We start from the raw sequence: 14998 nt of genomic DNA on the forward strand, positions 1-14998 counted from the left end.
GTGAACGAGTATATTCTCATCAGTGCATCCCTGCTGCTGCTGATCAGTGTGCTGGCCAGCAAGGTCTCCGACCGGTTTGGTGTGCCGGCGCTTTTGCTGTTTTTGCTCATGGGCATGTTTGTCGGGTCCGATGGACCGGGTGGCATTTACTTCGACGACCCCGCCCTGGCGCAGTTCCTAGGCGTCATCGCTCTGGTCCTCATTTTATTCTCCGGTGGCCTGGACACCGATTGGACAACCATCCGCCCGGTCCTCAAAGAAGGACTGCTGCTGTCTACCGTTGGCGTTTTGATAACTGCCCTGACTGTCGGTCTGTTTACCTCCTACCTTCTGGGCTTTTCGCTGCTGGAGGGGCTGCTGTTGGGGGCAATTGTCTCCTCCACGGATGCTGCGGCCGTATTTTCCATTCTCCGTTCCAAAGGGCTGAGCCTCAAGGGACGGCTGAAGCCGCTGTTGGAACTGGAATCGGGCAGCAACGATCCGATGGCTATCTTCCTCACGGTAGGGTTCATTCACCTACTCACCCACCCAGATGCCTCTCCGGTGAGCCTGCTCGGTTTGTTCGCCTTGCAAATGGGCATTGGCGCGGCGATGGGTTATGTGATGGGCCGGGCGATTCTGTATTTGATCAACCATGTCAAATTAGGGTACGAGGGCCTGTATCCCGTTCTGACGTTGGCCCTGGTTCTGTTGACCTTTACTCTCACCGATGGCCTGAACGGCAGCGGCTTTCTGGCCGTTTATCTGGCGGGCATTGTCCTCAGCCATAACGATTTCATCCATAAGCGCAGCCTGATGCGTTTTCACGATGGCCTGGCTTGGCTGATGCAGATCGCCATGTTCTTGACCCTGGGTTTGCTGGTTTTCCCGTCGCGGGTGGTTCCTATTATGGGTGTGGGTCTGCTGATTGCCGGCTATCTGATATTTGTGGCCCGGCCGGTCAGTGTCTTTGTTAGCCTGCTGCCGAGTAAATTAACCTGGCGCGAAAAGAGCTATCTATCTTGGGTCGGGCTGCGCGGGGCCGCTCCCATTATCCTGGCAACCTTTCCGCTGTTGGCCCGGCTGCCACAGGCGGACCTGATTTTTAACGTAGTATTTTTTATTGTCCTCACGTCGGTGCTGCTGCAAGGAACGACTTTGTCGCTGGTCGCCCGCTGGTTGAAGGTGGATGCCCCAACGATACCCAAACAGGTGTACCCCATCGAGTATATGCCGATGGATGGATTGAAAAGCGAACTCAAGGAGTTGCCCATACCGGCCGGATCGCCGGCCGTCGGTAAGTCTATTGTTGAATTGGGTCTGCCGGCCGGCCTGCTGATTGTGTTAATCGCCAGAGGCAGCGAGTTTGTGCTGCCCGGCGGTGGCACGGTGGTGCAGGCCGGCGATACGCTGCTGCTGTTGTCCGACAAGCCGTCGTTTGCCGACGTGGCCGCCAGATTTAACGCGCCGATGAGCTGATTGATGCACAGGATTAAGGGTTATTATGAACCATCGTCCCATTTTACCTGCTGATGTTGCCACATATCCGCTGCCGGGCATGAACGCGCCAACGGCCGTCACCTTCAGCCCTGATGACATGCTTGTTGCTTATTTGCACAGCACCGAGGGCAGCCTGACCCGCCAATTGATGGCCTTTGATCCTGCCAGCGGCGTAACACGGTCGTTGGTCTTACCCCCCGGCCGCGGCGACGCCGAAGACACGCTCTCTTTGGCCGAAACATTGCAGCGCGAGCGGCTGCGCCAGCATGGGCTGGGCGTTACCCGCTATGCCTGGGGCCAGGGCCGCCGCCTACTGCTGCCCGTGGGCGGCAATTTGTACGTGCAAGATGGGCCAGACACCGAACTGCGGCTGTTGGTCGCCGGTAACGGGACACCCTTGTTGGACGCCCGCTTCGCCCCCGATGGGCAGTGGGTGGCCTTTGTGCAAGACGCCGAACTGTACGTGGTTCCCATCGCCGATGGCCGGCCACGCCAACTGACGCGCGGCGCGTGCGGCAGCGACGGCCAAACGCATGGTCTGGCCGAATTTATCGCCCAGGAAGAAATGGGCCGCAGCGAAGGGTATTGGTGGTCGCCAGACAGCCAATGGCTGGCTTTCACGGAAGTGGACGAAAGCCATATTCCCATCTACCGCATCGTTCACCAGGGCAAGGCGCAGACTGGCGATGCGGTCCAAGAAGACCACCGCTACCCCTTTGCCGGGCGGGACAACGCCAGAGTGCGCCTGGGCTTGGCCCACCGCGACGGTGGGGTCCACCGCGGCAGTGGGGTCCACCGCGGCAGTGGGGTCCACCGCGACGGTGGCGACCCTATCTGGCTGGACCTGGGCGAAGATGCCGACATCTATCTGGCGCGGGTGAACTGGCTGCCCAACGGCCGTCTGACAGCCCAAATCGAAAATCGCGCCCAGACCCGGCTGGACCTGGTGGAATTTAACATCCAGACGGGGACAAAACGGACCCTGATCAGCGAAAGCAGCGACGTCTGGATCAACCTGCACAACCTGTTTTGGCCGTTGGCCGACGGCCGTTTCCTCTGGGGTTCTGAGCGCACCGGTTTTATGCACTTGTATTTGTACGATGGTGATGGTGGGTTGGAACGGCCGTTGACTCAGGGCGACTGGCTTGTCACCGAAATCGCCGCCGTAGACGAAGCAGCCGGCCTGGTTTACTTCCTGGGCACGGCCGATGGCCCGTTAGAGACGCATCTGTACGTTGTGGCGCTTGGCGGTGGCGACCCCCGCCGCCTGACGGCCGAGGCCGGAACCCACAGCGTGGTCATAGACGGGCAAAAGCGCCGCTTCGTGGACAGCCACCACAGCCTAAACCGGGCAACGGCCGTTACCCTGCGTAATCTGGCCGATGGCGCGGCGCTGCGCACCCTCTACACCAACGACGACCCCCGCCTGACCGAATTAGCCCTCCAGACGCCGCGTATCGTCACCTTGCCTACCCGCGACGGCGAAACGCTCTACGGTGCAATTTTTCGCCCGCCCAGCCTGTTTGGCTCAGGCCCCCATCCCACCATCGTCAGCGTCTATGGTGGCCCCCACGCCCAGCGCGTCACCGACAGTTGGCTGCTGACGGCCAACATGCGCGCCCAATACCTGGCGCAGCAGGGGTATCTGGTGTTTCTGTTAGATAATCGCGGCAGCGCCCGGCGCGGTCTGGCCTTTGAAAGCTGGATCAAAGGGCGCATGGGCCAGATTGAGGTGCAAGATCAGGTGGATGGGGTGAGGTGGCTGGTGGCGCAAGGTCTGGCCGATGCAGCGCGGGTGGGCATTTATGGTTGGAGCTATGGGGGGTATATGGCCGCCATGTGTTTGGCGCAGGCCCCGGAGACTTTTAAGGTTGCCGTCGCCGGCGCACCCGTCACCCATTATGATGGCTACGATACCCATTACACCGAGCGTTACATGGGCCGGCCGCAGGACAACCCGCAAGGGTATGCTCAGGCAAGCGTGATGGCCCACAGCGAAAAACTCAGCGGCAAACTGCTGCTGGTGCATGGCCTGATTGACGAAAACGTCCATTTCCGCCACACGGCCCGCCTGATCAATGCCCTCATCCACGCCGGCAAACCGTATGACCTGCTGCTTTTCCCCGACGAGCGCCATTCCCCCCGTGGTCTGGCCGACCGCATCTACATGGAGCAGCGTATCCGCGATTACTTCGTGGCGAATCTGTGAAATTGGCAGTGGGTGCGTTTCAATCTCAATTCATTGGAAACACACCCATTGATCATTAACTATTGATCATTAAACCTGGGTTCGCGGACCCACCAGCGCAGGATGATGAAGGAGAGCGCGTAGAACAGGGCGCTGAAGGCAAACAGCCAATTGGCGTTGTAGCTGGCCAGGGCGGCGCCAAACAGTGGCGCGAGCAGGCTGATGATGCCAACGGCCGTATTCGCCAATCCCACGTAAGTCGGCCGTTTTTCCGGCTGGCAAAACTCCATCACCACCAGAATGCCAGACACAATAACGCCGCCGGAGGTGACGCCCAGCAGCACAAAAGCGGCGTAATACCAGACCGGTTCCGTCGCCAGCCAGGCGACCACAAAGGCGGCCATGCCGGTCAGCCCACTGAGTTCCAGCGACAGTTTGTGCCCACGCCGGTCGGCCAGCAGCCCAAAAAACAGGTTGCCAACGGTCTGGCCGATGAGCAGCGCCAGCGTGTATAAGCCAACCGTGCTGTTGGGGATTTGCCAGCGCTGTACGGCCGTTACCGTTACAAAACCCGTGCCCATACCACCCAACGCCAGCAGCAGCCGCCCCAGCAAAAAGCGCCGAAAATTATCATCGCGGCGCACAATGTCTGGCAGCGTCCGCATATATTGGCCGCTGCTCTGGCGCGGCACAAAGGATGGCTGCGCCGGTTCACGTGTCAGCGCCAAAAACAGCCAGCTCAGGCTGATAAACAGCGCTGCCAGCCCAAACGAATAGGCAAAATTTAGCGGGAACGGGAAGCGTTCCAGAAACCAGGCGCTTAAACTGGCCGCCGCCAGGCCGGAACCGGCCCCCAAGAACATGGTGATGCCCAAAAAACGGCCGCGTCGGTCCACCGGAAAACAGCGGGCGACCATATCTTGCCAGGCGGTGGCGACCACGCCGGCCCCCAGGCCATGCCAGGCGTAGGCCAACAGGAACAGCAGCACCGCGGCCCCAGCCGAGCGCACCGCCAACAGCGCCGCCAGGGGCATTAACCAAAGTGGGATGCGCTCCAGGAACAAGCCTAAATTCACCACCACCGGCTTTTTGCGCGCCAACCGCTCCACGTGGTTGGCGGTGAATAGTTGTGGCGCAAACCAGGACCCCTGCGCAATCATCGCCGCGACGCCAATCGCCCAGGCGCTGTCGGTAAGCTGGCTAATAAACAGCGGCACAATGGTCGCCGAAGAAATGAAGCTGGCGCCAAACCAAAAAGCCACACCGTCCAATAAATTGACGGTGAAATTCCAGCGATAATTTTGTTCGACTTCGGCCGTGATTTCGGCGTCGGTGCGTGGTGGGGCCGGTAGGTCGGCCCGAATCAGCCAGCGCAGGGCTGACCTTAACTGAGTTGCGGCTAACATAGGGTTCCAGGCGTTTAGGAGGTCTTTTTAAGATTGACATGCGTCAGAGGTCAAGCGTCAAACGTGACCAGGGACGTTTGACGCTTGATTATCTCATAAACGGCCGCAGCCTCAAGCCTGCCAATCAGCAATTCTCCATTTGTCATGGTGGTTGGTAGGGGCGGGACGGCGCGGACAGGCAACAGCCGCAGCGGACGGCATTTTTCCGCGCCATCTCGCCCTGAAGAGGGGCGAGACAGGCGGGAGGCAAGGCATTGGTGATTGGCAAAGACGCTGTACCGCCTGTCCCGCCCCTACGGCTGGATTGCAATATGAGAATCGCTGGCCGCCGGCAAAAGCCGTTTCCCATGCCCATTCAACTTGGCGTGAGCCTCAGGGGTTGAAATGTCCCGGCCAACGGCCAGCGCTACGGCGCGCATCTCGCGCACCAGGGCGGCATATTTTTCCGGTTTGAGCGATTGACGGCCGTCTGACCAGGCCTGATCTGGCTGCGGATGGACCTCCAAAATGACCCCATCCGCCCCGGCGGCGACGGCTGCTTTGGAAGTTGCGCCCACGTATTCCCACTTGCCCGTGGCGTGGCTGGGGTCCACAATGATCGGCAGGTGCGACAGGTGTTTGATTACCGGCACGGCGCTGATGTCCAGGGTGTTGCGCGTTTCCGTCTCATTGGCGCGAATGCCCCGCTCGCACAGCATGACGTTGTTGTTGCCGTGGCTCAGGATGTATTCGGCGCTCATCAGCCATTCTTCAATCGTTCCGCTGAAGCTGCGCTTTAGCAGCACCGGGTGGCCCGATTTGCCGATGGCGTTGAGCAGGGCGTAATTTTGCATGTTGCGCGCGCCAACCTGGAGGATGTCGGCGTAGTCGCATACCAGCGGGACCAGCGCCGGTTCCATCACTTCGGTGATGATCGGCATCCCGGTGGCTTCGCGAGCTTCGGCCAGGTAGCGCAGCCCTTCTTCGCCAAGTCCCTGGAAAGAGTAGGGTGAACTGCGCGGTTTGTACGCGCCGCCGCGCAAGATGTGCGCCCCGGCTTCCTGGCAGGCGTGGGCGACTTCGATGATCTGGCTGCGCCCTTCGACCGAGCAAGGCCCGGCCATCATCACCAGACTGCGGCCGCCAATGGTCACATTGCCCACCTGGATGATGGTATCTTGGGGTTTAAACTCACGGCTGGCCCCTTTGTAGGGCTTGGAGATGGGCATCACGCTCTCCACGCCGCTCATCCGGCCGATTTGCCGTGCATCTATGGCACGGCCGTCGCCGATGACGCCGATGACGGTGCGTTCGACGCCAATAATGGCGTGGGTTTTGCAGCCCACCGCCTCTACGCGATCAATAATTGCGCCCACCTGTTCCTGGGTGGCTGCTGGTTGCATCACGACGATCATAATTCTCCTCTTCCTTTTTGTTGGGTTATAAACTGCAAGCACTTAGCTTACAGCCAACTGCATCATCATTTCGATTTCTTCCGTCGGTACAGGTGGTATATCTTCTTTGTCTGGGCGCAGTGAGTGGGCTTCGTGCAGGTAGACGTGGATGATTTCCTGCGCCGTTTTGTCTGTGTTCCAGTGCAGCATGATGCGGATGCAGCGGGGCAGGCTGTTGGGCACGTTCATTTCGTGGCCGCACAGCAGGGGCACATCGAACCAGCCAAGCTGTCGGGCGGCTGTGGCGGGATAAGTGGCGTTGATGTCTGTGGTGGTGGTGAAATAGGCGCTGGCAACCATGTCTGGCGTGATGCCATTGGCCCGCACCATTGTCACCAGCAGCTCGCGGGTGGCGCAGAGGATGGCCTCGGCGCTGTTTACGGTGACGGTGGTTGCGCCGCGCACGCCACGGCACAGCAGATGGGGGGTGGTAGGGGTACGGCCGTTTTTCATCAATCTCCTCCTGTGTTGTGGTAGCGCCAGCATCCTGCTGGCGCACCGGGTAAAACAAAAAAGACGCGGCCTGTTAGGGCCGCGTCTTGTTGAGTTCGTTTGTTTGCCTGGCTTTTACCTAAAGCGAAACAACCTCCTCAGCCTGGTGCGGCCGGAGTTTGTTAGCAAAAAAATAAAAGTAAAAACCATTGACAAGCTGCAATTTCATAGTCAGCATCTTATCAGGTTGATCAAAGCGCGTCAACCGGCAGCCGGATGAAAAAATGCCCGATAGAAGGGGTGGATTTTTGGTTGATTTGTACAAAATCATTTTCCAGACACAGTTGATGTGTTATGCCAAACCTTCAGCGCTTCGGATAGGGATGGTTTCTTTGACAGTTTGTTTGGTGATGGCCCGGCGTTTCCGGCTGCTGACAAACAGGCTTTGCACGCCGATGAAGATTAAGGTCAGCGCGCCTACGGCGATGCGTGTCCACCAGGAGCTGAGTTCGCCGTTAAACTGAATCAGCATCTGGATTAGCCCGGTGACAAGGACACCAAACAGCGTGCCAAACACGTAGCCTTGTCCGCCGGTCAGCAGCGTACCGCCGATGACTACGGAAGCAATGGCGTCCAGTTCTACACTGGTGGCGTACAGCCCATGCCCGGAGAGCAGCGAAACGCTAAAGACAATGCCTGCCAGCGCCGAACAGAAACCATTCAGGGCGTACACAGAAATCTTAATGCGGCCGACCGGCAGACCCATCAACAAGGCGGATTGTTCACTGCCGCCCACCGCATAGACAGAACGGCCGTAGCGCGTAAAGTGGGCCACATACATGCCCACAATCAAAACAATCAAGGCGGTAACTGCCCCCAGGCTGATGAACGCTCTTTCAAAAAATGGGAGCTGCAGCCGGTACAGCGCCATCGTCCGGTACAGGGGATCGCGGATGGGAATAGCGTTCAGGCTGATGAAGAAGCACATCCCTCTGGCAAAAAACATACCAGCCAGCGTCACAATAAAGGGCTGCACCTTAAAAACGTGGATGATCATGCCCATGGTCGCCCCGAACAGCGTGCCCATTAACAGCATCAGGGGAATGACAATGAGTGGACTCAGCCCGGTGCGTTCCAACAGGGCGGCGGACGTCACCGAAGTCAGGGCGATCATCGCGCCCACGGAAAGGTCAATGCCTTTGGACAGGATCACAAATGTCATGCCAATAGAGGTGATGAGCAAGAAGGCATTGTTCACAAACAGGTTCAAAAATGCCTGAGGTGTGCGCATCCCTTTGTATTGCAGGAACCCGTAAAAGTACAACACCAAAAAGACGCCAATTGTCGTCAGCACGGGAACAAATTTCCGGTTTATCTTCAACTTTGTTGTCATGTTCCGGCCCTTTCTCTTTCAAACAACCGGCCTAAAACCACCTTTGTCTGATCTGAATACAGCAAAATGACAATCAAGACCACCAGGGCTTTGATGGTGGAGGCGGCCATCGCCGGCACACCCAGGGCATACATAGTGGTGGTCGTGCTTTGAATAACCAGGGCGCCAATGAGACTGGCTAACAATGAAAAACGGCCGCCCGTCATCAATGTGCCGCCGATAACCACCGCCAGGATGGCATCCAATTCAAGGTTGAGACCAGCATTGTTGGCGTCGGCGCTTTTGACGTTTGAACTGTAGATGATCCCGGCGATACCGGCGCAAAACCCGGAAATGGTGTACACAATCAGTTTGATGTTTTTGGCGCTAATGCCGCTGAGGAAGCTGGAACGGGCGTTGATGCCGACAGACTCGACAAACATGCCGAAAGCGGTGCGTCTTGCCAAAAGCCAGGTCAGGAAGTAGATGAAGGCGACGATAAAGAGGGGAAATGGCAGCCCGAGAAGATATCCGTTGCCGATGAAAAAATAAGGGCTGTAATAAACAGTAATGATCTGCCCATTGGAGATCAGTTGGGCGATGCCCCGGCCGGCGACCATCAGGACGAGGGTCGCCACCATCGGTTCGATTTTCCCTCTGGAGACCAGGAAGCCGTTCCACAGACCGCAAAGGGTTGCCGCCAGCAGCGCCGTCAGGATGCACAGCCACAAGGGGGTGTAGGTGACATCTTTAATTAATTCTTCTGAACTGATCAACTGCTTTGCCAGCGCCGGATTAATCAGGACGGTGGCGGTGGCCGCCGAGATGGCGACGACAGCTCCGACAGAAAGGTCAACGCCGCCGGTGGCAATCACCATGGTCATGCCCAGGGCGAGCAGCATCAGGATGGAACCACGATTGAGGATGTCGATCAGAAATCCGGAGAGATGCCCGTCTTTTATTTCCACATTGTAAAAACCCGGTGTGAAAAATACATTGAAGAGCATGATCAGAGCCAGCGCTAACAACGGCCAAAATAGTTGGCTGTCTCGTAGGCGCTGCCAGGAGATATTAGTTGGTCTCATAGGTCACTGCTCCCTGCCATAGCTTCCATGATGGTGTGTTCATCCACCTGGTCAGAAAACTCGCTGACTTTTTCTTGATCGCGTAAGACGATGATGCGGTGACTGGTGCGCAGCACTTCATCCAGTTCTGAGGAAATGAAAATACAGGCTTTGCCTTCTTCGGCCAGTTCCAGCACTAATTTTTGAATTTCGGCTTTGGCGCCAATGTCTATGCCGCGCGTCGGCTCATCCAGGATGAGTACCTGGGGGTTGGTCGCCAGCCAGCGCGCCAGGATGACTTTTTGCTGGTTGCCGCCGCTTAGGTTTTTGATGGTCTGTTCTGGGGAAGGTGTGCTGATGTTAAGCATCTTAATGAACTTGTCGGCTATGTCATACTGCTGCTGTCTGCTTAACTGCCTGAGCCAGCCGCGGTTGGATTGCAGGGCCAGGACGATGTTTTCCCGGACGGTGAGTTCGTCTACGATGCCATCGGCTTTGCGGTCTTCCGGGCAGAAGGCCACCCCTCTGGCGATGGAGTCTGCTGGTGAAAATTTCTTGACATCGCTGCCCGCGAAGGAGAGTGTGCCTTCGTCTGGTTTGTCTACGCCAAAGAGCAGGTTGGCGGTTTCGGTGCGCCCGGAGCCTAACAGACCGGCAAAACCCAGGACTTCTCCGGCGTGCAGGTTTAAATTGAGGGGAGCGATGGATCCTTTGCGGCCGAACTGCCGCGCCTGGAGTATTACTTTTTCTTGGGCCTGTTTGCCGCTTTTCAATTTGATTTGGGCCATGTCGTTGAAATCACCAAGTGTTCTGCCGATCATGTGGGCAATCAGTTCTAAGCGGGGCAAAACGGCCGTTTCAAAAGTTCCCACCAACTTGCCATTGCGTAAAACCGTCACCCGGTCGGTCACTTCATAGATCTGATCAATAAAATGGGTGATGAAAACAATGCCCAGCCCTTCTTCTTTGAGCTTGCGCAAGACCGCAAACAAGTTTTCCGTTTCGTGGGCATCCAGGCTGGAGGTCGGCTCGTCCAGAATAAGAATTCTGGCGGAAGAAATTTCCAGGGCGCGGGCAATGGCCGTCATTTGTTTAAGCGCTATCGAATATTCACCCAAATCCAGGCTGACATCAATATCTACGTTCAGGCGCAGCAAAATTTGCCGCGCCTGCTCGCGCATGGAGCGCCAATCAATTCTGCCAAACTTTCGCGGTTCACGACCCAACAATATATTTTCAGCGACAGATAGATTGTCACACAGGTTTATTTCCTGATAAACCGTGCTGATGCCTAACGTTTGGGCATGTTGTGGTGATTTGACATGAATGATCTCATCCCCCAGCGTGATTTGACCCCGGTCCGGTCTTTCCACGCCGGTAATAATTTTGATCAACGTGGATTTTCCGGCCCCGTTTTCGCCCACCACCGCATGAATTTCGCCCGGCTTCAAGTCAAAATCTACATTTTCGAGCGCCTGCACCCCTGGAAAAGCCTTGGAGATACCCTGCATGATTAAAAGGTTGCTTGTATCTTCTGGCATGAGATTCCTCTTCAATGAATTCCCGGAAATCCATAATGGAAGGTTGGGAGAGTAGCCAATCGCTACTCTCCCAACCTTTTACTTATATTCTAAACGGAGCCATGTTAATGGCAGCGGGCCGTCCAACTAATATTGGCGCTCCGGCAGCAGTTCGGCTGCGTTGTCAGGATAATACACACTTTCTTCAGATGGAACCCATTCCGGCAGAGATTCGCCGTTTACCGCCCGTAACGCCAATTCGTAGAACTGCGGACCGAGCAGCGGGTTGCACTCAACGGTTACGTTCAGTTTGCCAGCAATCATGGCTTCAAAAGCGCCGCGCACAGCGTCAATGGAGACGATCTTGATGTCTACGCCCGGTTTCAGGCCAAATTCTTCGATGGCCTGAATGGCGCCAATCGCCATGTCATCGTTGTGGGCATAGAGGCCGGTAATTTCATTGCCGTATTTCTTCAAGAAGGCTTCCATGACCTCTTTACCTTTGGCGCGGGTAAAGTCACCAGACTGCGAATCAACGATTTGGATATTGCTGTTGACTGTTTCCCGGAAACCGGAATAACGGTCATTGGCCGGGGCAGAACCAACCGTGCCCACAAGTTCAACGATTTTGCCGCCATCAGACAGCAGTTTATTCATCTCGTTGCCAGCTTTTCTGCCTTCTTCGACAAAGTCAGACCCCAGGTAAGTTGCATAAAGTTCCCGGGGCACATCGGCGCGGCGGTCAACCATGATCACAGGAATGCCGGCGTCTTTGGCTTCCTGGAGCACGGTTTCCCAGCCGGTTTCGACAACAGGTGAAAAGCCGATCACGTCCACGCCTTCAGCGATATAAGAACGAATGGCCGCGATCTGGTTTTCTTGTTTTTGCTGGGCATCAGAGAAACGGAGGTCAACATTGAGGTTTTTGGCTGTTTCTTGAATAGAGGCTGTGTTAGCAGTCCGCCACTCACTTTCAGCGCCAATTTGGGCGTAACCGACAACCAAATCTTCCATCTTCTTGGCGGCTGCGTCCGGGGCAGATGGTTCTGCTTCTCCACCCGAACAGCCTACTATCACTACAAACATAAGCAGGGCAATCATGATTAAACTAAATTTTTTCATGGTTCTCATCTCCTTATCCTTTACCATGGGTGTAATGACCATGGATGTAACTGAAACGGTTAATAGATAAATGGTACTGGGTAAGACTGGTTGAACTCAATCCATTTTTGTGGGGAGTTCTTGGAGTTTCACCAGGAGTTTTAGGGGAAAAATTTCGGTTTCATAGGGAATAAAAAACCCTCTGCTGAGAGGGTTAAAATTTTTATGATAGCAGTTAAGAAATTTATGATATAGGCGTCCAGAGAAATCTTCGCCCAATTTGTAGAACGATTTGGAAAATCGTTCACTGGGCGATTTGGAAAATCGCCCTACAACTGCAGGAAAAGACTTTCTGGATAGTTTAACTGCTTGGAATCAAAGGGTTTAAACCGCGAGGGCCTGGGCTGGCGCAGTGATAAAACCCGGCGGTTTTCTGGCGCCTAATATCTGCGTGAAGGCAAAATTTCAGCCGCATCTTCAGGGAAAAACACCCCTTCTTCAGAGGGGATCCATTTGGGCACAGGTTCTCCATTTGCCACCTTCAGCGCCAGCTCGAAAAATTGGGGGCCTAACAGCGGGTTACATTCAATCGTGGCATTCAGTTTGCCGTCTATCATCATTTGAAACGCATCTCGAATGGCGTCAATAGACACAATCTTGATATCCTGGCCGGGCTTCAAACCATAAGCCTCTATGGCCCGAATGGCGCCAATCGCCATGTCGTCATTGTGGGCGTACACCGCGTCTATCTCGCTGCCATATATTTTGAGCAAATCCCCCATGACCTCTTCGCCCTTTGCTCTGGTAAAGTCGCCCGATTCCGAAGCGATAATTTCCATCCCTGGATGCTCCTGGATGATTTCGCGAAAGCCGACGAAACGGTCCAGGGCGGGCGCGGATCCAACTGTTCCTACCAGTTCGATAATATGCCCTTCCCCCCCCAATAAATCTACCATGACCCGGCCGGCATTTTTCCCTTCTTCAAGGAAATCAGATCCCAGATAAGCGGTGTAAAGGTCCTCGGAAACGGCCGCTCTTCTGTCTACTAAAATAATGGGAATGCCGGCGTCTTTTGCTTCCTGGAAAACAGAGTCCCAGCCGGTTTCCACCACCGGTGATACGCCAATCACATCTACCCGCTGGGCGATAAAGGTGCGAATGGCCCGAATTTGATTTTCTTGCCGCTGCTGACCATCGGAGAAAAGCAGCTCCACACCTAAATCCTCCGCTGACTCCAAGATTGAAGCCGTATTGCCAATGCGCCATTCACTTTCCGCGCCAATTTGCGAATACCCTACAACCAGCTCTGAGTAAGTTTTTTTACCATTGATCTGTTCGGGCAGCCGGGTAAGTTCCGTCGTGTCGGAACCCGATTCCGCCGTGCAGGCTGCCATGAAAAAACCGAGGCTGAACAGCGCCAGCAGTTTAGCCGATGACCTCAGAAATAAACTCATCATGCCGGCTCCCATTCACTCTTTTCGATTGGTTCATACCGATTGGGAATGGCAATCGTCACCTGGGTGCCATCCCGGTATTGGCTGCTGATAGACAGCCCATATTGCATCCCGTAATACAGTTTGATGCGTTTATTGACGTTACCCAGGCCAAATCCACTGTCTTTCATCAGAGGTTCCCCAGAATCTTCGGCGAGCATCGCCTGGATTTTGGCAAGTTTATAAGGAGTAAAACCTACGCCATTATCCTCCACATGGAGCAGCAGCATGTTTTTATTCGCCGATTGATTCACACGAACACAAATTTTCCCACCATTTCTTTTGGTTTTTATGCCGTGATAGAGAGCGTTTTCAACCAACGGCTGCAGCGTCAGCTTGAGAATGGTGTGATCCAGTAACGTTTCGTCTACTTCGATCTGGTAATCCAGAATGTCTTCATAGCGCATTTTTTGGATTGCCAAATAGCTCCTGACATGTTCAATTTCTTGTTGCACAGTGATCCAGTCTTTGCCTTTGCTCAGGGCAATGCGAAAGAAGCTGGAAAGGGCGCAGGCCATTTCTATGACCTGGTCGCTCTTGTTTGCCTCAGCCATCCAGACAATGGTGTCCAGGGTGTTGTAAAGAAAATGGGGGTTGATTTGCGCTTGCAGCGCTTTGAGTTCTGCTTTCTGTAAATTATCATGCTCATTGATTTTGGCAGTCAATAGTTCGCGGATTTTTCCGATCATGATGTTGAAGCTGATGCCCAGTTCGGTGATCTCATCCACGTTGTTGCTGGTGACCAGCCCTTGCAAGTCTGCTCCGGTGATGGTGGTGGTGACATCGTGCAGCTTTTTGATGGGAATGTAGATGCTGGCGGAGATGATCCAGGCCGCCAAAATGGAAAAACCGATGACGCCGGGCAATAAAATCGTGTACAGGACAGAAAGCCGAGTAAACCGCGCCTGGCTCTCGTCATACTGCTTTTCTGCTTCGTTGACTTCAAACAACATGTAATCTTGAATGCTGTCTTCAATAACCGTTGAAACGCCGCGGATATTGTCGAGTACTTCTTCGTTTTTAGCGACACGGCTTCCCTGCTCAATCTGCTCTCCCATGAGGTCTACATAGTAAGTCAACGTGCCCATCGTGCGCCGGATTACTTCCAGTTTGATTTGTGATTTGTCGGAATTGGCGTTTGCCATGAGGAAATCAATTTGGGTATTGACTTGTTCGATGATCTGGTACTGCTGCCCTTCTGCAAATTCTGTTCGGCCGGAGACGATGCCCCACATTTCGGTATCAATGGCTGGCTTAATGAAGCCATTGATGCTGTTTGCCGTGGTGATATTGTTGATAATGGCGTCGTATTGGCGGTTAAAGCGCAGCATTTCCATGATGAGCAGGATGTTGACAGCCGACAGCAGCAGGATGACGGTGAAGAAGGAGAGCAATATTTTGGCGCGAAGTGACAACTGTACGCTGGCAAACAAGGCGACAAATTTGCCCATGTAACCTGGGGTTAGAACCGGGGGGTCGTTTGAAATCAGTTCGGCATTCATAGGATTGC

Annotated in this window: 11 protein-coding genes; 2 read left to right on the top strand and 9 right to left on the bottom strand. The window is 54.9% G+C overall.

Annotated features, from left to right (window positions below; translation table 11 throughout):
• The gene (locus IPM39_07965; protein ID MBK8986003.1) at nucleotides 1-1458 is read left to right on the top strand and encodes a potassium/proton antiporter; all 1458 of its coding nucleotides are present in this window, start codon (nucleotides 1-3) and stop codon (nucleotides 1456-1458) included.
• Nucleotides 1459-1483: 25 nt separating this feature from the next.
• Nucleotides 1484-3688: a S9 family peptidase gene (locus IPM39_07970; protein ID MBK8986004.1), complete on the top strand. Its 2205-nt coding sequence runs from the start codon at nucleotides 1484-1486 to the stop codon at nucleotides 3686-3688.
• 59 nt (nucleotides 3689-3747) lie between these two features.
• On the opposite strand, the gene IPM39_07975 is transcribed toward IPM39_07970, so the two are convergent.
• The 9 genes from IPM39_07975 to IPM39_08015 all read right to left on the bottom strand — a co-directional run bounded on the left by IPM39_07975 (nucleotide 3748) and on the right by IPM39_08015 (nucleotide 14990).
• Nucleotides 3748-5073 (bottom strand): MFS transporter, encoded by a 1326-nt coding sequence (locus IPM39_07975; GenBank protein MBK8986005.1) that lies wholly within the window; start codon nucleotides 5071-5073, stop codon nucleotides 3748-3750.
• Nucleotides 5074-5366: 293 nt separating this feature from the next.
• Nucleotides 5367-6467, bottom strand: a complete 1101-nt coding sequence (gene aroF, locus IPM39_07980; GenBank protein ID MBK8986006.1) for a 3-deoxy-7-phosphoheptulonate synthase — start codon at nucleotides 6465-6467, stop codon at nucleotides 5367-5369.
• Nucleotides 6468-6509: 42 nt separating this feature from the next.
• Entirely contained in the window at nucleotides 6510-6959 is a 450-nt protein-coding gene (aroH, locus tag IPM39_07985) for a chorismate mutase (protein ID MBK8986007.1), read from the bottom strand.
• Between the two features lie 331 nt (nucleotides 6960-7290).
• Nucleotides 7291-8331, bottom strand: a complete 1041-nt coding sequence (gene yjfF / locus IPM39_07990; protein ID MBK8986008.1) for a sugar ABC transporter permease YjfF — start codon at nucleotides 8329-8331, stop codon at nucleotides 7291-7293.
• Nucleotides 8328-9395 carry an ABC transporter permease gene (locus IPM39_07995; protein MBK8986009.1) on the bottom strand — a complete coding sequence of 356 codons (1068 nt, stop codon included), beginning with the start codon at nucleotides 9393-9395 and terminating at the stop codon, nucleotides 8328-8330. Before IPM39_07995 ends, yjfF begins: the two co-directional genes overlap by 4 nt.
• A complete protein-coding gene (locus tag IPM39_08000; protein ID MBK8986010.1) occupies nucleotides 9392-10915 on the bottom strand; it encodes a sugar ABC transporter ATP-binding protein in 1524 nt (507 codons plus the stop codon). Before IPM39_08000 ends, IPM39_07995 begins: the two co-directional genes overlap by 4 nt.
• Nucleotides 10916-11041: 126 nt before the next feature.
• The gene (locus tag IPM39_08005) at nucleotides 11042-12016 is read right to left on the bottom strand and encodes an ABC transporter substrate-binding protein (protein MBK8986011.1); all 975 of its coding nucleotides are present in this window, start codon (nucleotides 12014-12016) and stop codon (nucleotides 11042-11044) included.
• 419 nt (nucleotides 12017-12435) lie between these two features.
• Nucleotides 12436-13449, bottom strand: a complete 1014-nt coding sequence (locus IPM39_08010) for an ABC transporter substrate-binding protein (protein MBK8986012.1) — start codon at nucleotides 13447-13449, stop codon at nucleotides 12436-12438.
• Entirely contained in the window at nucleotides 13449-14990 is a 1542-nt protein-coding gene (locus tag IPM39_08015) for a sensor histidine kinase (protein MBK8986013.1), read from the bottom strand. The genes IPM39_08010 and IPM39_08015 overlap by 1 nt, the downstream gene beginning before the upstream one ends.
• Nucleotides 14991-14998: the final 8 nt, after the last annotated feature.

It is taken from the genome of Candidatus Leptovillus gracilis, from assembly GCA_016716065.1.
In the GTDB taxonomy this organism is placed as follows: Bacteria; Chloroflexota; Anaerolineae; order Promineifilales; family Promineifilaceae; genus Leptovillus; species Leptovillus gracilis.